Source organism: Bacillus sp. NEB1478 (assembly GCF_031582965.1).
Classification (GTDB): domain Bacteria; phylum Bacillota; class Bacilli; order Bacillales; family Fictibacillaceae; genus Fictibacillus.
Map to the genome: position 1 here is coordinate 422,830 of NZ_CP134049.1, position 18,506 is coordinate 441,335.

Here is an 18,506-nt window from a genome sequence, read left to right on the forward strand (position 1 = left end):
GGACGTGGGGCTGGATTATGATTTCAAAAATTAGAGGGTTATTCCATGCAATAAAACCATACCTATCCATGAAGGATGTTTTGAGAACCTTTCGATTAGTGGCTCCTTTTATCAGAAAATATTGGAAATCTTATGTTGTATTATTTATATTACTTGGTGTTGATATTGCATCTATACTAGGATTTGCATGGTTTTTTGGAAACATTGCAGATGCAGCTGTTCATGCGGATCTAGAACAAATTAAAGACTTGGCATTTATCGGAATAATGCTGACATCCATAAGTATTGGCTCCAATTTCTTAAGTATTTATTGTGACATGGTCGCAACGAACGCGATTAAAAAAGATCTAAAGAACCATCTTTTAAATCATATATTGCGTTTACCGGAAGCTTCTACTTCTAAAGTACATTCTGGCGAACTGCTATCGCATTTCACGAATGACATACATAGTATTGATGGTTTAATAGGAAGCAGTTTAATTAACTTTATCAAACTACCTTTAATATATGTTGCTGTTTTTATTTATTTAATCAAAATTAATTGGGTTTTGTGTTTACTGAGTATGATGATTGCGCCTGTTGCTATGATTTCAAGTATTGGAATCGGCATGCTGCTTAGACGTAATAGCAGGTTAATTCACGATTTATACGCGCAGATCAATAGTATATTGAATGAAATCTTTCAAGGATTACCTGTTATTCGTTCGTTTCTAATGGAGAAAAGTTTTTATGAAAAACATACACATAAAAATGAGCAGCTCTATCGACTGGAGCTGCAAAATGCAAAACTTCAAGGGTGGTTCAGTTCGGGAGGTCAATTAGTAAGTTCGCTTTCATATTTAATTAGTATCTCATTAGGTGCTTATTTTGTGTCGGTAAAAGTGATGACGGTGGGAGCGTTACTGACTTTTATTAATTTGGTACACCATCTTGTTTATCCTTTGACAGACATAGCTTCTAAATGGGCAGGTTTTCAGCATTCTATATCTGCGTTAGAAAGGATATTTAGAATATTGGAGTTGCCGCCGGATTCTAATGAATTACCATCCTTCCATCAATCCTTCGATAAAGGTACATCCATAACATTAAATAAAGTGACATTCAGCTATGAAGAAAATATAAGTGTTTTTCGAGATTTTTCGATAGAAATCCCTGCTAATAAAACAATCGCACTAGTTGGTCCTAGCGGAGCAGGAAAAAGTACGTTGTTCAATCTTTTGCAAGGATTTTACAAGCCAGAATCAGGCAAAATACTATTGAATGGTGTATCAACTGAAAAGCTAAGTATAGCTGAACTCCGAAGTGCCATTTCATATGTGCCTCAGGAAACATATTTATTTGCCGGAACGATTAGAGAAAATTTGTTGCTGGCACGTTCAGGTATTACGGACAATGAATTAATAACTGCTGCAAAATCTGCTTATATTCATAATTTTATTTGTTCTCTTCCAGAAGGATATGACACAGAAATTGGTGAGCGGGGTATTAAATTGTCAGGCGGACAAAAACAACGAATTGCTATTGCTCGTGCCATTTTAAAAGATACTCCGATCCTATTGCTTGATGAAGCAACGTCTGCTTTAGACAATGAAACTGAACATCACGTTCAAAAAGCACTCAAGCAATTAATGAAAGGTCGTACAACCATAATCATTGCCCACCGTCTTTCTACTATTCAGGATTCTGATCTCATTATGGTTCTTGATAAAGGTGAAATCGTGCAAAGCGGTACACATCAAGAATTAATAGAAGCAAAGGGGTTATATCGAAAACTTCAAGGTAAGCCGTTAAACAACCGTTTAAAAGTTTACGAAGGGAATTACGTTAAGGGGGAAAATCTGCCTTGGATCAATCCATAATCCAATCATTATTTGACGAGGACGTGAAACTGCCGACAGATGATAGCGATTACCAAGACTTTATGCAGCAAAATGACTTTTTAACGATAGGTGCAACAGTATATTCTCTTCTGAAAAAACAAAATAAACTTCATCTAACTCCTGAATTTTTTCAGAACAAACTCAAGGACATTTACACCCATACATTTTATAAAAATATCTTTATCAAAAACCAAACAAGTCAACTTTTAAATGAATTTGAAAATCAAGGAATCGAGGTAATTCCATTAAAGGGACCATTATTCACAGAAAGATACTTCGGAGACATTGGGGCACGCTTTTCTTCGGATATTGATTTGTTAATCCGAAAAAAAGACTTGGATAAAGCGGCAATTTGTATTAGGAAATTAGGTTTTTCACATGAAAAAAATGAGCTTCCTTCTCATTTTAATCGTGGTTTCTATAAAGAGCTGCCGGACTCTCCATGTCCGCTAGCGGTGGAATTACATTGGAACCTTGTGGATGAAAACACTTCAAATATTAACTTGGAAGTGATCTGGAAGAGTTCTGAAGCATACCAGTCCACATGTACATATGTGAAAGAACTTTCAGATTATCATACATTTTACATGATTGTTCTTCATGGCTGGAGGCATAATTTAGATAGTCTCAAGTATGATTTTGACATTGTACAAATGATTACGGTCCTTACAAATAGGTTGAATTATGAAAGATTAATAGATGATGCAGAAATTCAACTTACTAAAAGAAGACTTATTAGAACATTATCGATTTTATATGAGCGTTATCCTTTTTTAACAAGTATTAAAACTTTTCCTGATTTTATTCATAAAAAAACAGTTGCAATTCCTGAAGAAAGGTCTTTAAAAAGGTATGCCACTTTTCTGGATTATCAGTTTCTAAGTTATGATTCCTTTGGACATCGTTTGAGAGAATTAAAGCTATGGTTTTTTCCATCCAAGAAGGAAATTTCCTTTTTGTTAGGAAGAAAGAGTGGCTCATCCCTTTTCGGTAATTATGTAATTCTTTATAAAAAAAGGCTGTTTACAATTCTTAAGGTGTTTTGGTCATAAAATATACACTGTTCCTAATTTATAGGCAGTGTAATTTTTTTAACATGTCGTTCTATATATTGAACGGAAATGTCATATTACTTATCAGAATTTGCATAGAATAAAAAATACATTTGTTGGAGGTACTAGTGAAGATGTTCATCGTTCGTTATGCTGAATGTTTTGATCAGGAGTGGATGAAACTTATTTTACAGGCAAAGGAACAAGGAATTACGTTAGAAGAAATTCAAGCATTCCTCAAGACAGGAGAGGTGCAATCATGATTCGGTTAGGTGATGGGGTGTATATGTGCCACTTAAATGGTCATCAATTGAAGATTATTTATAAAGGGAATGATATTTGCGAACTATACCTGGAGAATGAGTTCCAAGGCAGAGCTTCCTTTCAATATGTAAAAAAGAAACTTTCTGAACTTGAGAAAAAATGGGGTACGCATAAAGTAAAAAACTATCATTTTAAAGAACTCCTATCAAATTTTGATCAATCGATATAATCGCTAAGTAGTATGTTAATACCCAGTGATAGTACTGGATTTTTAAAAAAAAAAATGAAAAATATGAAGGGGAGAAAGATGAAAAGATTATATTCCAATTTCTCAAAAGTGGACAAATTACTAGACAGTAATGTTTCAATTTACTTAGATTTTATTCGCGGATTATCGGCAATCTTAGTAGTGATGGAACACTTAAGTTCCAGATTGTTTGTGGGATACGGTAACATAGAAAGCCCTAACATTCTAGTCAATTTATTGTACATGCTTAACATTCTAGGTGGTCCAGCAGTTATCGTCTTTTTTGTCTTAAGTGGCTTATTCATTTCGAGATCTGTATTAAAAGCGTTTTACGACGATAAATGGTCATGGAAAACCTATTTGATAAACCGGCTTTCAAGACTATTGGTCGTATTGGTTCCAGCTTTATTACTTACTTTAGTTTTAGACATTATTGCTGTTAAATTCTTTGAATACGAAGGTTACACGAATGCTTATATTAATCTAAAGAACTTCGTTGGTAATTTATTTTTTCTGCAAAACGTATATGTAGGTGTTTATGGATCCAATGCTCCTCTGTGGAGTCTTAATTATGAGTTTTGGTACTATATATTGTTCCCTACTCTTTTACTGCTTTTATTTAGTAAAAAAAGGAAATTAGTTATGTTTTTTTATTTTTCGTTAGCAATTTTAATTATCTCTACAGTTGGGATGAGGATGAATACATATTTTGTGATTTGGTTAATAGGTACGTCTATTCTGTTATTGCCAAAAGCGAATCTATTAAAGCATCGATTCGTTCCTATTGCATCATTTGTTTTATTACTTGTCGTTTTGCCTGTGAGACCCCTTGTGATGACGGGGAGATTATTTACTGATCAGTGGACAGAGAATTTATTTCTTGTCGATCTTTTAATCGGGTTAGTATTTGGTTTATTTATATATTCACTACTGCACGTTACGTCTAATAGAATCAAAAACATAGAATTCAATTGGATTGGGGGAGGATCTAGACGTTTAGCCGGGTTTTCATTTAGTCTTTATCTCATTCATTACCCTATTATCAATACAGTTTATTACTGGGTTGCTAAAAATGGTTTTTCAGGACTACAGCCGAACTTAGGATCAATAGCTTTAGAAATGCTTCTAATTATATTAATTTGTATGATTGCCTTTTACTTTTCGAGAATAACTGAAGCCCAAACATTTAGAGTACGAAGATTTCTTGAAGTTAAAACTAACTCAAATCGAAATCAAGTTCGAAACAAACAAAATCTTGCCGGTTAAAGAGAAGCCATATTCTACGAAAAAAAACAGTCAATTAGGCTGTTTTTAATTTTGAAGTAACAAAAAACAGATGAAGGTTTGCATCTTAAAATGGTAATGTATGTTTTTAATAAAGAATAAAACAAAACTATACCGAGCCTCTAATTCTTCATCACGATCAAATAAAATTTGAAACAGCGATTTCAACTGCAAGAGGGTGTTTAAATGGATTGAACAGAATAATTGCTGGGAAAGAGTATGGAAAACCCATTAATCTTTCTGATTTAGATTATATGCTTAGAAAAATAAGCTGTCTCCTAACTTCAAGGAGGCAGCTTATTTACTTTGTAATTCTTTTCTTATAGATGGTCGTGATAGTTTAATTAAATCATTTTTTTTATTAAAAGAGATTGAATACAAAGAAGTACTCCATTAATCGCCCAATAAAAAGGCAGTATTGCAGGACTTGTAATCGAAAATACAAAGATAGAAATAGGGGATAGCAGCATCATCCATTTCATATTTGACTGAGTTGATGCCGCATCCTGACCAAATTTCCCTTGAAAATAGTAGATCAACCCGGCGATACATGCCAATAGTAGACTTGAATGGGCGAAATTAAATATCCAAAAATGGTGATTGGATATGGCCGAAGTTTCAACTACAGCTCGATACATCCCCGTCACAATCGGAATTTGAATCAGCATCGGAAGACATCCCATAGATAAAGGATTTATATTATGTTTCTTGTAAAGATTTATTGTTTCCTCTTGCTGCATCTTTTTATCCTCAGGCTTTTTACTAGCCTTATACTTCTCCTGGATCATATCTAATTCTGCTTTCATTGCGTCCATATTAACACGCATCTCTTTTTGCTGTTTGGCCTGCTTTACAAAAAGCGGGAACAATACAAGGCGAATGACTAGCGTAATGGCAATCACCGCTAAACCATAATTACCGTTAAAAATATTGGCAATAAAATACAATGATTCACTGAATGGATGCGTAATAGTCTCAATAAATTTCAATTTGTCTCCTCCTCTTTTTGTGTTAATTAGAGAAGGGGACAGCAATCCTCCAGATCTTTATTAGGTGTGTATTTCACTTTCATCCTTTGAAATGTGAAAATCACATTCTTATTTTCCTGTACTAAACGAGAAAGCTTAATAACCAAACAGGACGAAAGATTATAATCAGTTAAATGTTCTCCAGAATGTAAAAAGTCATGCTTCCAATATTTAATAATAGAAGGTGTATGGTAGAACCCAATAAAAAGGCTGAGTAAGGTAGTGATGAATAACAATTGATCAAAATAGGTAAGAAAATCTAACATGTTTAATCTCCCTGAATTGTTTTATATCATTACGATTTTGGAAATAAAAGGTTTCAAAAAAGAGATTTTACAAAAATTTTTTAAACTCTTAAACAGGAAAGAGATAAACATACAAAAATAAGAGGCTGCCCAATTGGACTGCCTCTTAAAATTTCTTTTTTAACTTATTTGCTGATCATTACCACACCAGCAGAATTATCTTTCGCTTCACCCATAAGAGTGAACTTAAGACCGTATTTAGGTAACTTTCTACCTGCGTCGTTAATTACACCATCAGTAGCAGTTCCGTTATAATCTGTATTATCGATGTACATTAATGAGTCGTTGAACACACGTACACCATTTTGAGATTTATAATCGAAAATACCTCTGCTTGGAGAGTTTATATACCAAGGAGTTGTTTTATCTAATGAGAATGGAGCATCTGCGATTTGATAACGAGTTGAATCTTCAACAGATGGCTTTCCGTTAAGCATACCAACAATTGCTTTCGGGTGAGAATCTACTACTCCAAGGAATCCTTCACCTGGGTGAACACCAACCCAGTTATCAGTGAAGCTGTCATCACCGTACCATACAAGCATACCTGTTCCGTATTTAACACCACGGCTAGATTGTAATGCCTTATCAGAACCAGCTGTATTTCTCCACTCAATGTAGTAATAGTGGTCAACTAAAGAAATACCGTTAGAAACGATAGCTCCATTTAGTGTAACGGTCGGAGTTCCTTCAGCATCATCAGAATATACTTCCTGGCCATTTACTTTAAGTGATAGATTATCCATTGCAAATCCATCTAGAGCTAAACCGCCATCCGTAACATATTCAAATTCTAAAGAAATCTTTTGACCCGCAAATTGTGAGAGGTCATGAGAACGATCTACCCATTGCCCTTTAGAAGACTCAGCTCGTGCGTCGCCGTCAGTGTCATTATCACCAATTGTATCTAATAACACTTTTGTTCCATCTTCTTTCACAGCTCTGATATACATATAGTCATAATCAAATTCAACATCATAATACGCTTTATAATCAAACTTTGCTGAAGTCGCACTTGTTAAGTCAAATACAGGTGTCTTCATACTAGTGTGAAGATCATCACCTTTTGTACTATAGTAATATTTGCTGCCAAATGCAGGTGCAATCCCTTTTACTTCTTTTTTAGGAAGGTTAACTTTAACAACACCAGCATTTTTGGATTTTGTTACAGATTGATCGATTTGAATCATTTTTCCGGACTTCGTTATATCCTTATAGTCGATTTCAGCGATATTTGCCCAGTTTCCGCTCATCGTCTTTTGGAAAAACTCTTTGTTTTGTGGTGAGAAGCTTGTTGGTTCAGTTCCTGCAATAACACCGTTCCAGCTTCCGCCACTCATGATGGACCAAGACCCTACAGGCTCTCCATCACCTGTGTATTGTGTGTCATACTCATCAGGAAGACCTAAATCATGTCCGAATTCATGAGCAAAAACGCCAGTTGCTCCATCTTCAGGCTCTACAGTATAATCAAAAGCACCCATCATACCATTATAAGGACCGCCTGTAGAACCAGGAACTGCGTAAATACCACCTAGATTCCATCTGTGAGACCAGATAGCGTCATTTCCAAGCTTACCCCCGCCAGCTTCTTGGCCTACACCTGCATGGATAACCATTAAGTGGTCAACCAAACCATCCGGTTCGTTCATATTGCCATCGCCATCTAGATCATAAATATCAAGGTGGTCATAATCTGCTAATTGAAGACCACTTGCAACGGCTGCTTTTAGGGCATCAGCAACAAGATTACGAGGTCCTTTTGGAGCTAGGTTATCATGTCCCCCTGCAGGGTTGTCATCACCGTATTCTTTAGCTGTGCCAGGAACAGTTAGCCAGTTTGTTACAGTGCCATCAACTGTATAACTTCCACCGGATTGCTCCTCATAATATTGTTTAAACGTTTTTACTTTTGATCCATCAAATAATGTAAAGTCTTCATTACCAAACAACATTTTTCTATAATGTTCAGGGCTGAAGTCGTTAGAATACATATATCCTGGTTCTTGATCGATGTTATTATGTTTAAAATCAGAGTACTCAGCCAAAAGAACTAGAACCTTATCTTTGCGTACTTCACCTTTATATTTAGCTTGTTTAGCAGGGGCTACACCAATAAGGCTAGTAGAGCTGCCAGACTTTGCTGTTACATTATGGCTGTCATTAAGCTTCTTAGTAAGCTTGCTTTTTTGTGCTGTTAAGAATTGTTTTGATTTGGCGGAGACATCTTTACCATTTGCTTTCGTAGTTTTAGCCGTGGATTGGCTTACTTCCGGCTTCTTGCTCTTTAATTGAATATATTTTTGAACGGATTTTGCTGTTTCAGCTTGAGTAGCATTTTTCTTAATAATCCCTTGCTTTTTTAATGCTTTAGCCAAACGATCCTGATCGACCACGTTTAGATCAATCGGTGCAGATTCTAAAATAGCAGAAGCCTTTGAATAATCTTTCAAAGGAGCTGCTTCCCCCTTCATCACAGTAGCAGGTGCTAATAGACTCATAGAAAGGCTAGTTAGCAACAAGGAAGTACCAAGCTTTTTACTCCATTTTCCCATTTCTTCTCCTCCTGTTTTTCAATAGTTTCCTAACCCTATCATTGAATGACTAGTACATCATCAACTCCCTTGTATGTAGTTCTTAATAAAGAACAATTAGTTCTCTAATATGAATAATACGAAACTAGCAATCATTTGTAAAGTGAATTAATTGTAATTTTCGGAAAAAAATTAAAAGAACAATCTTTCATTATTTAGAACAAAAAAATTATCATGGCTATATTAATAAGGAAACAGATAAGAACAGTTATGATTTTGTCGAATTTTAACGAATAAAATGTTCTTTATATAGGTTGACGGAAATAATCTAGTAATGTAAATTGATAGTTGTAAGTTCTTTATAAAGAACAAAAGGGTGTGTTAAAATGAACAAAATGATTTATAGAATCATTTCTAGTGTTGCTATTGTTTTTATGTTATCTAGTATTGTTTTTCTCTTGTACATCTCCTATCAAGGAGATAAAAATCCGGATAAAATTCCATCTCTTTTTGGTTACAAGCCATTTACGGTTCTCACCAACTCTATGAAACCAGCATTTTCAGCGGGGGATATGGTTCTCGTTAAGGAAATGGAGGTTTCTAAGATTAAACCTAGTGATGTCATCACCTTTAAAGAAAACAGTAATAAACTCATTACTCATAGAGTGGTTGAAGTGACAGATCAAGGTTTTGTTACAAAAGGTGATTACAACAACGTAAAAGATGATGGGTATGTATCTCCAGAAAATGTTGTAGGGGAGCTCGCCTTTACACTTCCGAAATTAGGTTATGTGTCTAAGTTCGTAAGCAGTCCATTAGGTATTACACTGCTTATCTTTATTCCATTGTTAGCTTATCTGCTTTTAGAGATTTACGAATTCCTAACGAGATTCATAGAAAAAAAAGAAAAACAAAAAGCAGTCTGATCTTAACAATTCTGTTGAGGAGGTGGGGTCTCTAACTGTGTGATAGGGGGAGTATTACATATTCCTAGTAAAAAATAAAAATTTTCGGGAGGAACAAAAATGAAAAAGGCAAAAAAAGCTTTATTAGGAACTGCGCTTGCAGGTGCAATGGTCGTATCTGCTGGTTTTGGAACGTACTCTTGGTTCACGGATGTAAAAGAAGCTTCTGGCACAATCCAGAACGGGACACTGACTGTAGGCATGGATTCCTATCTCTTTAATCATCAAAAATTCGCTCCTTCACAAATGCTGATCAGCAACTGGAAAACAATCGAAAATACGGGAACTCTTGACCAGCAGCTTAGAGCAACTTTTACACATTCTATTGATAAAGACGCAGCAATTGGAAAATACAAAGTCGGATATATGGCGATCAAATATTCAGTAAAACCTGATGCTGGAACTGAAGCGGCTTACAAAGAAAAGTTCCAGAAAGGTTTTGAAAAAGGTGTAACAAATCCAGTTATGGATGAGGGCCCAGGAGTAACTGCTGTTAGTGGTACGCTTTCTGCAGAAGAAGCTAAGGGATTAGCAAGAGCTGCAAATACGAGCAAGGTAATTAACCTTGGTCACGGGAAGTTCTGGAACCTTAAAGAAGGAGAGAACATTGATATTTTATTTGCTGTAAAACTATTGGATTCAGCAGGGAACGAATACCAAGGTGCTCAATATAATGCAACATTTAAAGTAGAAGCAAAACAAACATATAACGGAGCAGAATATGCACCGCAAATGGAATTGAAGAAATAGAAAATGAGAGGCAGTCGTAACCCGGCTGCCTTTTTATACAAATGGTGAGTAGGAGGTGTACTTTTGGAGTTGAAAAGAAAGCGAAGAAACAAAAAAAGGTATGTAGTGATAAAACTATTGCTTGCTGTCTACTGCTTAATCATATTGAGTTCAAAATATGGTACGTATGCCTGGTTAACCTCTAAAACATCTGCAGAGGGAACGATTAAGAACGCAACAACATCTGACTTATTCAAAGTTACATATGGTGATGTTGAGTATTTAAAAAATTGCAAGGTGAAAACCAGTATTACTATTACAAATATATCTGATATGGAAATTCCTATTAAGCTAACGAATGTTTTTGGTATTCCATTCAATACAAATTCTCTTGAACCAGGGAAGTCGATTAAGAGTAATTTTAACGGACGAGCTCCTTCAGGTTGTGAAGGTAATTCACTCACTTATCATCTTACAGGGTTTCCAGGAGGCTACATCGATGAGGACTTATCTATACCATTAGATCATCAAAAAATGAATGTAACGATTCAACAGAATGTAGCAGACAACAAAGAAAAAGCTGCAACATCGACAAAAAAGAACCCTCAGCCTGAAGCAAGTAAAGAAAATGACCAACCGGAAAAAACTGCAACGAATGAAGAAAATCCAGCTCAAAATAGTGAAAAAACAGATGCCGTTCAAGGTGATCAATCAACAAATACAGAAACTGATGATGCAACAAATACAGGTTCTAAAGTAAAAAATGAAAACAAACCATCCGATTCCCAAGATCAGATTGAAGCAATAACAAATACTGATAGCACGAAAGAAGATGCCAGTTAAATGATCTTATAAGGGGATGGAGGAGGTTTAATTGTTTAATAAAAAAAAGCTTAAAAGGATAGTATTTGGGTTAATTCCTGCTTTTTTAGTAAGTACATTTATGGTGCACCCAGATAAAATCTATTCGTTTAACGAGGATCAATATCGTATTGAAATTAATCCTGCGAGTTTTAATTTTCAAAATATGCGTCCAGGTTATGTTGAAAATTATACATTGACCGTAACAAATACCGGTAATCAAGCTATCAAATACAAAATTAAATCAGAGAATATATCGGGAGAATCTTTATATAATCAACTAAATCTTACCGTTATGCAGCAAAACGAGGAATTATATGATGGGAAGTTAAGTGATTTAACGATTGATTCAAGAAATCTTTCGGCACATAAACATGAGGATCTAACTTTTTCAATTGGACTAACTGAAGAAGCTGGTAATGAATTTCAAGATGCAGCAACTTCATTTAAGTTCCAAGTTCAAGGGGAAGGGGAAGATTCTGATGATGGCGGCACTCCTGGGGATGGAGGCGGAGATGACGGCGGTAATCCTCCGGGAGATGATGGCAGCAATCCTGGCACTCCAGGGAATGATGATGGAAATAACACACCAGGTCAGAAGCCGCCTTCTAAAGGTGATAGTGGGACACCAGGAAACAATTCAGGCAAATTGCCGCAAACGGGTGAAGAAAATCCAATGGCCATGATTCTTTCAGGACTATTTATATCACTCGCAGGTCTCGGCTTGTTGTTAGTAAGAAAAAACACAAATTCAAAGTCATTTAAAAGAGGATAAAAATGAAACGATTAGCGTATTTGTTAATCGTACTAGGAATAGCAATCATGGTCTATCCGAAGGCAAAAAGTATGTACTATTCCTATCAAGAACATCAATTGCTAAAGGATTGGGAATCATCAGTAAGCCCAGTCGCACAACAAAGCTATCAGCAATTAGATCAGGTTTTTTTAGAAAACCGTTTTCCTGAAACCGCTCAGTCCATAAAGAATGGCGTGATCGGAAAGTTATCGATTCAGAAGATCGATCTAACCTTGCCGATTGTTGAAGGAGCCTCTCTCAAAAATATGAAAACAGCTGCCGGCCATCTTAAAGGCACTTCTCCTATTGGTGAGATTGGTAATGCTGCGATTGCTGCTCATCGCAGTTATACGTACGGAAAGCAATTTAATCGTTTGATGGAAGTGAAGAAAGGTGACACCATTGAGATCGTAACGACAACGAAAAAGCTAACTTACGCTATAACAGACGAGCAACTGGTAAAACCTACGAATCTATCTATTCTCCAGCGTACAAACAAAGCAAGCATGATTACCTTGATTACATGTCATCCGATGAAGAATCCTACCCATCGATTTATCGTTAAAGCCGTTCTGAAAAAAGAGGAGGTTTTATAGAAAAGGAAGTCGTCAATGTGAAGAAAAAACTTGGGAAACTGATAAAGAAACACCGGTTAAATAAAAAAATTAGCTTATCCCACCTAGCGATCAAAGCAGATATTTCTAAAGGATATTTAAGCAGTATTGAAAACCTTAAAACAAATCCTTCTGCACAAACGATACAAAAAATTGCTAAAGCGCTGGAGCTTCCTGTGGAACAATTGTTAAATTATAAGGCAGAGAGACTTGATCAAGAGTGGGTAGACCTTATAGTTCAAGCCAGAGAACTAGGATTGGATAAAGACGATATAAGAGATTATCTTTTTTATGAAATATGGAAACAATCCGTAAAAGAAGAGATTTGAAGTATAGAAAAAAGCCGTCGCTTATTGCACGGCTTTTTTTGATAGTATTTAATTCGCTTTCTTTACGGTGACCGTTGAAGCCTTACTTGTGTTTCCAGCCGCATCTTTTGCAGTGACAGATAAAACTGTGTTTGTTTTCTGTGCAGCAATCTTAACAGAGAATTCACCCTTTGAATTGGCGGTTGCTGAACCCAGAACTTTTGAATTGGTCTTTACTGTTACGGTAGCATTTGCTTCTGTTTTTCCTTTTACATATTGATCATTATTATCGACAGGAGAGATGCTAATGATCTTAGGTGCTGTTTTGTCTTGTACCTTTATTGTTGTGGCTTTACTTGTATTACCCGCAGTGTCTTTTGCAGTAATAGTTAAGGATGTTTTTGCTGTTACAGGCTTTATTGTAACGCTGAATTCTCCTTTTGAATTAGCTTTAGCTGTACCAATCACACTCGTTCCTTTTTTTACAGAGATCGTCGCGTTTGCTTCTGTTTTACCTTTAACGGTCGTATCGTTATCATCAACCGAGTTTACAGTTGGTGCTGATGGCGGCGTTTTATCTAATACTTTTGTTGTTGCCGTTGCGCTTTTGTTGCCTGCTTCATCCTTTGCGTATACTGAGAGTGTTGTACCTGTTTTTTGAATTGGTATTTTAATGCTGAACTTGCCGCTCGAATCTGCAGTACCGGCGTTTATGTAAGTACTGGATCGATAAACGCTCACTTTAGATCCTGCTTCCGCCTTTCCGGTGATCATAGTGTCATTATTGTCGACAGCGTTTATCACAGGTTTTGCAGGAGGTGTCGTATCGTTGCTAGTAAAAGTAGCCTTTAGACCATATGTGTCCTCATCTGAAGTAAGTCCATAATATTCGAAAGCTAAAATGTAATAATTACCAGGAGTTAACTCATAGCTATATAAATAGCCACTATCTCCAAAATAGGAGTCAGTTGGTAACAAAACATCTCCATCACTATTTAATAATCCAAAAACTAAGTCAATATATGAATATTGACCTGTTGTTCCAGCTACTGTCAAATTTCCATTTGAAGGAACAACGACTTTGTAATAATCGATATCATCGTATGTAAGAAATTGCCCAAGTGCCAATGTTTCAAATGGGATACTATCAGCTGTTTCTAGCGTGTCATTTGGTTCAATTTCATAAAAATAGTTAATATCATTTTTCTTTATATCAGAAAATGGATTAGCAGTAATGCTTTTATTTGAAATTAGGTTGTGAGTTTTTTGATCCATTATATTTCGTTGCCTTGTTACTTCCTTTCGATATGAACTTTTTAAATCACTTGCAGAAACACTTAAACTAGAAAACTGTAAAATAATTAAAATCGCAGCTATACAAAAAGATATTAACTTTTTCATAATGCCTCCTATGTAATGTAATCTTGGATATTTTAACATGTATTGTAAAAAGATGGAATAAAAAAGTGGTTTCAGAGTTAAATATATCCACATAAAAAAGACTCAACTAAAAACAGTTGAGTCCAAAATCATTAAGTAGTGAATTTATCCGTTTACTACTTTACCACCATTGATATGAATAACCTGACCTGATACATAAGAAGAATCATCACTTGCTAAATACACATAAGCTGGAGCAAGTTCTTCTGGTTGTCCTGGGCGTCCCATTGGTGTATCTTTGCCGAACTGTTCGACTTGATCGGCCGAGAAAGTAGAAGGGATAAGCGGTGTCCAGATTGGACCAGGAGCGATTCCGTTCACGCGGATTCCCTTTTTCACCAAGTTGTTCGATAAGGCACGGGTAAATGAAACGATCGCTCCTTTAGTGGAAGAGTAATCGATCAATTCAGGATGTCCTTGGTAAGCCGTAATGGATGCTGTATTTATAATGCTGCTTCCTTGTTTTAAGTGGGGTAAAGCAGCCTTTGTCAGATGGAACATGGAATAAATATTCGTTCGGAACGTTTTTTCAAGCTGTTCCGTTGTAATATCTTCAAAGTTTTTTTGAGGGTGCTGTTCAGCTGCATTATTTACGAGAATATCTAGACCGCCGAATGATCCTACAACATCTCGGACAATTTGCTGACAAAACGACTCATCACCAATGTCACCTGCGAACAGTAAGCATTTTACTCCTTCTGCTTCTACAAGTCTTTTTGTTTCCTCTGCGTCACTCGATTCTTCTAAATATACAATCGCGACATTCGCACCTTCTTTGGCGAAAGCAATCGTAGCGGCTTTTCCGATTCCGCTGTCTCCACCTGTCACGATGGCTGTTTTATTTTCTAATTTTCCGCTTCCTTTATATGTTCGATTTTCAGTTTGAGGCGGTGGAGTCATTTCTGATTCAATACCAGGCTGATGATTTTGATGTTGTGCGGGTTGTCCAGTTGGATGACTTTGATTTGACATGTGCATATCCACTCCTTGTTGGTAAAATTTTTCTACTAAATCTACCATTCCCAACTCACAGATGAATAAACATGTCAGTAAGAATATATTATAGGGAATAAATAAAAAGGGAAAAAATTCAAAATAAAATTGACATTTACCAAATATATGTTAATTTTATAATAGATATAATTCGTTATAAAGAACAATAAAGTGATAATCGTTCTATAAACGAAATCCTACCCGGATTTATTGTTCAGTAAATTTTTTTTGTAACGACGTTCTTTATTAAGAACAATTGGTTTTAACTATTATTTTTACAAAATCAGCAGTAATCTTAAGGAGGAACTTTTAATGTCTACTATTTCTGTATTAATGGTTGAGCCAAAAAAACAGCCTTCAATCGTAACGATTCAAAACGATCTTAAAGAGTTTGAAAACATCGTTAAAGGACCACTTGATATGCAGTCTTTCTTCCGTTCACCTTTCAAGATTATACTTAATGTTGACAACGGATATGAACTTTCATATGCAAAAAGAAAACCTAGTGAATGCTTTTTTGTTGTAAAACATGATGGTGATTTTCACGGTATTGATAGACAAGAAGCGGAAGAAATACGTGAATATTTAAAAGGAAAGATGAAGAAGTGGAAATAAATAAGACCCAAAAATATTTTCTGCTTTTGTGAGATCAGTTGCAATGAATAAAAAAATAAATTTTTCTTCCTCAATGGCTCTTTTTGCATCCTTTTAGGGACTTACTAGGTGAGTCAATGATAAAAGGAGGAAGAAAAATTGAGAGCAGGGAACATTTATCAATTTAAAAATCTAAGCAAATTTAAAGATGTAGAGGAATTTAATCAGCATAAGGAGACGTTCCTGCAGCAACACCCTGATTTGTTTACAAAATCAGAATTCATAGCATTCGAAGTACTAAGTCAATATAGCGTTGTCGTACCAGGAGTAGCCAATGCGAAAATTGATACACTCGTTACAGCTTGTATGAAGAAACAAGGTAAAGTATCAAGATCCACTTACATACGGATGTTAAGAAAAGCTAAAAACGCAGGGATATTAAAGGTACATAAAACGTATCGATCGAGTGGGGGATTCGCACATAATATTTTTGTTTTTCAGAAATTTGAACCACCGGGTGATACAGAAATGACACAACGGGAAAAACCTGAAACCACTTGTGGGGATAAGGATGAAAACATAGTTTTTGCTGGAGAATCTATGAATCTCTCTTTAAATCTAAAAAATAAAGATCTAAACATACGTCAGGAAAAAGACGTCCATAACCATACATCCTCTGATCAATCTTCTATAAAAGACAAAGACCTTGATTATACCTTCGTTCCAGATACAATTCCACAAAACTTCATCCAAACAGTTAAACCCTTTTTTGATCGGGCAGTAGAAATTTATACATTTTGGGGAAAAGCGTTAATAGCTCACAAGAAGCTTAATTTTGATGTACCCCTTGAAAGTATGACTTCTGTAGTTATTAACGCATTTAAGACGACAGTCTTTCACTTAAAACACCGTAAGATTAAAAAAAGCTTTATACAGTATTACTATGGAACTCTTATGGGAATGTTCAGTGCAATAAAACGAAGAGAAAATAGAGGAAATAGAAAACGGCCAAACTATAATTGGTTAGATGTTTGAGCAAAAGAAAAAAGCCAGCACGGTTGTGGCAGACTTTTCATTACTTCCATTTTTTCATTTTTTCTCTAATATAATCCCTAATCTCTTCAGCATCCATCCGATCTACGCTTTCGAAACTTCCGTCATGTTTAACGATAAAAAATGTGTCTTGAGGCTTTTTGTTTCCATATGTAAGTTCATAACCATTATCAATGTTGCAAATTATCTTGAAGGGTGATCGATAAAACGGTTGCATATCAAGTGGTCCGTTTACAATGTTTTCGAATGTTTTTAAATCATTCTCAATAGAAACGATGGCTGGACGTTTAGATGGTTCAACCATTAATACAGATATTGTCGACAAAAAATTACCTCCTTCAAAATTAGTTCCTTTTTCATGGTAACATAGACCTGTATAATAGAAAACAGGTGAAAATTGTATGATTATGTCGAAATATTTAAAAAATTATCATTTTCTTAACAAAATATCTTTTATAATGAACATCAGTGAAAACTCTAAAATATGAATAAAAATACTTTGGTAAAAAAACATAGAAAAAACCAGCCCGTTATGCAGACTGGTTCAATATACCTACTGTTGCAGATATTCATTCATTAAATCATGTACTCTTTGTTTTTCTGTTTCAGAGATCATTCCATAATAGATGCCATCTATCATTTTTCCAGAGCTCTTAAACTCAGTGGATACTATGTTGTTCCTGGCGTTTTTATAGTTTTTCTGAATATCCTTCATTTCTTCAAACGTCATGTTTGTTTTTACATTTTCACTTAAGATCTCTAGGATATTATCAAACTTTGAAATGGATGATACACGCGCACCTTTGTCAATAATAGACGTGATTATTTGGCGTTGACGATCATTTCTGCCTAGATCACCTTTAGGGTCTTGATATCTCATTCGCGAATAAGCTAATGCCTCAGTTCCGTTTAACTCCTGAGAACCAGCAGGGAACGAAAAACCTTCGTAATCGAATGCACGTGGATTATTAACCTCGACACCGCCAACCTCATCCACAATATCTCTAAATGATTCCATATTTACTTTTACATAATAGTCTATAGGGTTACCGATAAAATTTTCTACCGTATCCATTGCCATTTGGGTGCCGCCAAAAGCATAAGAATGATTGATTTTATCTTCTTTTCCTCTACCAACGATCTCTGTACGAGTGTCACGAGGAATACTAAACATTAACATAGATCCCTTTTTCGGATTGATTACATTTACGATAATCGTATCCGATCTTCCTCTATCCCCAGGGCGCTCATCGACACCAAGCAGCAAAATTGAAATGGGTTTTGCGTCAGTTCCTTTTACAATAGGCTTTGGTTTATCGGTTTTCACTTCTTCATGCATTTCTTTTACAGCATCTTTCGCCGAATCATATAAGTAATAGGCATATCCTCCTACACCTAAAACAGCGATACCCACAATTATCCCTAGTACTAGGAAAAACTTTTTCATCCTATTCGCTTCTTTCTTTGTAAAATTTTTCATCTACGTTGGAGTATACCATGAAGATAGTAAGATTGAATATTCTAATTTAAACTTTACATTACGTTGCCGATATTATGCT

At 35.5% G+C, this 18,506-nt stretch carries 19 protein-coding genes; 13 read left to right on the top strand and 6 right to left on the bottom strand.

The window, feature by feature from the left end; genetic code table 11:
- Positions 1 to 17: 17 nt before the first annotated feature.
- From RGB74_RS02090 to RGB74_RS02110, 5 genes are all read left to right on the top strand, one after another.
- The gene (locus RGB74_RS02090; protein WP_310761337.1) at positions 18 to 1,859 is read left to right on the top strand and encodes an ABC transporter ATP-binding protein; all 1,842 of its coding nucleotides are present in this window, start codon (positions 18 to 20) and stop codon (positions 1,857 to 1,859) included.
- Positions 1,844 to 2,932, top strand: a complete 1,089-nt coding sequence (locus RGB74_RS02095; RefSeq protein WP_310761338.1) for a nucleotidyltransferase family protein — start codon at positions 1,844 to 1,846, stop codon at positions 2,930 to 2,932. Before RGB74_RS02090 ends, RGB74_RS02095 begins: the two co-directional genes overlap by 16 nt.
- Positions 2,933 to 3,066: 134 nt before the next feature.
- Positions 3,067 to 3,195, top strand: coding sequence for an anti-repressor SinI family protein (locus RGB74_RS02100; protein WP_310762774.1), 129 nt, complete (start codon positions 3,067 to 3,069; stop codon positions 3,193 to 3,195).
- On the top strand, positions 3,192 to 3,425 hold the full coding sequence (locus tag RGB74_RS02105) for a hypothetical protein (RefSeq protein WP_310761339.1): 234 nt from the start codon (positions 3,192 to 3,194) through the stop codon (positions 3,423 to 3,425). Before RGB74_RS02100 ends, RGB74_RS02105 begins: the two co-directional genes overlap by 4 nt.
- 78 nt (positions 3,426 to 3,503) lie before the next feature.
- The gene (locus RGB74_RS02110) at positions 3,504 to 4,709 is read left to right on the top strand and encodes an acyltransferase family protein (protein ID WP_310761340.1); all 1,206 of its coding nucleotides are present in this window, start codon (positions 3,504 to 3,506) and stop codon (positions 4,707 to 4,709) included.
- Between the two features lie 362 nt (positions 4,710 to 5,071).
- Here the strand turns inward: RGB74_RS02110 and yidC are convergent, their stop codons facing one another.
- Complete coding sequence (gene yidC / locus RGB74_RS02115) at positions 5,072 to 5,716, bottom strand: membrane protein insertase YidC (RefSeq protein ID WP_310761341.1); 645 nt, start codon at positions 5,714 to 5,716, stop codon at positions 5,072 to 5,074.
- A gap of 469 nt (positions 5,717 to 6,185) precedes the next feature.
- The gene (locus RGB74_RS02120) at positions 6,186 to 8,615 is read right to left on the bottom strand and encodes an immune inhibitor A domain-containing protein (protein WP_310761342.1); all 2,430 of its coding nucleotides are present in this window, start codon (positions 8,613 to 8,615) and stop codon (positions 6,186 to 6,188) included.
- A gap of 365 nt (positions 8,616 to 8,980) precedes the next feature.
- Here RGB74_RS02120 and RGB74_RS02125 point away from each other — a divergent pair, with 365 nt between their 5' ends.
- From RGB74_RS02125 to RGB74_RS02150, 6 genes are all read left to right on the top strand, one after another.
- The gene (locus RGB74_RS02125; RefSeq protein ID WP_310761343.1) at positions 8,981 to 9,520 is read left to right on the top strand and encodes a signal peptidase I; all 540 of its coding nucleotides are present in this window, start codon (positions 8,981 to 8,983) and stop codon (positions 9,518 to 9,520) included.
- A gap of 99 nt (positions 9,521 to 9,619) precedes the next feature.
- Complete coding sequence (locus tag RGB74_RS02130; RefSeq protein WP_310761344.1) at positions 9,620 to 10,309, top strand: TasA family protein; 690 nt, start codon at positions 9,620 to 9,622, stop codon at positions 10,307 to 10,309.
- 63 nt (positions 10,310 to 10,372) lie between these two features.
- Positions 10,373 to 11,131, top strand: a complete 759-nt coding sequence (locus RGB74_RS02135; protein WP_310761345.1) for a hypothetical protein — start codon at positions 10,373 to 10,375, stop codon at positions 11,129 to 11,131.
- Positions 11,132 to 11,162: 31 nt separating this feature from the next.
- Positions 11,163 to 11,924 (top strand): LPXTG cell wall anchor domain-containing protein, encoded by a 762-nt coding sequence (locus RGB74_RS02140; RefSeq protein ID WP_310761346.1) that lies wholly within the window; start codon positions 11,163 to 11,165, stop codon positions 11,922 to 11,924.
- 2 nt (positions 11,925 to 11,926) lie between these two features.
- Positions 11,927 to 12,541 carry a class D sortase gene (locus tag RGB74_RS02145; RefSeq protein WP_310761347.1) on the top strand — a complete coding sequence of 205 codons (615 nt, stop codon included), beginning with the start codon at positions 11,927 to 11,929 and terminating at the stop codon, positions 12,539 to 12,541.
- 17 nt (positions 12,542 to 12,558) lie between these two features.
- Positions 12,559 to 12,888, top strand: a complete 330-nt coding sequence (locus RGB74_RS02150; RefSeq protein WP_310761348.1) for a helix-turn-helix domain-containing protein — start codon at positions 12,559 to 12,561, stop codon at positions 12,886 to 12,888.
- Between the two features lie 48 nt (positions 12,889 to 12,936).
- On the opposite strand, the gene RGB74_RS02155 is transcribed toward RGB74_RS02150, so the two are convergent.
- Together RGB74_RS02155 and RGB74_RS02160 are read right to left on the bottom strand one after the other, a co-directional pair.
- Positions 12,937 to 14,268: an Ig-like domain-containing protein gene (locus RGB74_RS02155; protein WP_310761349.1), complete on the bottom strand. Its 1,332-nt coding sequence runs from the start codon at positions 14,266 to 14,268 to the stop codon at positions 12,937 to 12,939.
- Positions 14,269 to 14,412: 144 nt separating this feature from the next.
- Positions 14,413 to 15,279 (bottom strand): SDR family oxidoreductase, encoded by an 867-nt coding sequence (locus RGB74_RS02160; protein ID WP_310761350.1) that lies wholly within the window; start codon positions 15,277 to 15,279, stop codon positions 14,413 to 14,415.
- A 333-nt stretch (positions 15,280 to 15,612) separates the two neighbouring features.
- Between RGB74_RS02160 and RGB74_RS02165 the strand changes: the two genes are divergently transcribed.
- Together RGB74_RS02165 and RGB74_RS02170 are read left to right on the top strand one after the other, a co-directional pair.
- Entirely contained in the window at positions 15,613 to 15,915 is a 303-nt protein-coding gene (locus RGB74_RS02165; RefSeq protein ID WP_310761351.1) for a hypothetical protein, read from the top strand.
- A gap of 138 nt (positions 15,916 to 16,053) precedes the next feature.
- A complete protein-coding gene (locus RGB74_RS02170) occupies positions 16,054 to 16,929 on the top strand; it encodes a hypothetical protein (RefSeq protein ID WP_310761352.1) in 876 nt (291 codons plus the stop codon).
- 40 nt (positions 16,930 to 16,969) lie between these two features.
- Here the strand turns inward: RGB74_RS02170 and RGB74_RS02175 are convergent, their stop codons facing one another.
- A complete protein-coding gene (locus RGB74_RS02175) occupies positions 16,970 to 17,272 on the bottom strand; it encodes a DUF3846 domain-containing protein (protein WP_310761353.1) in 303 nt (100 codons plus the stop codon).
- A gap of 228 nt (positions 17,273 to 17,500) precedes the next feature.
- Positions 17,501 to 18,394 (bottom strand): LCP family glycopolymer transferase, encoded by an 894-nt coding sequence (locus RGB74_RS02180; protein WP_310761354.1) that lies wholly within the window; start codon positions 18,392 to 18,394, stop codon positions 17,501 to 17,503.
- Between the last annotated feature and the right edge of the window lie 112 nt (positions 18,395 to 18,506).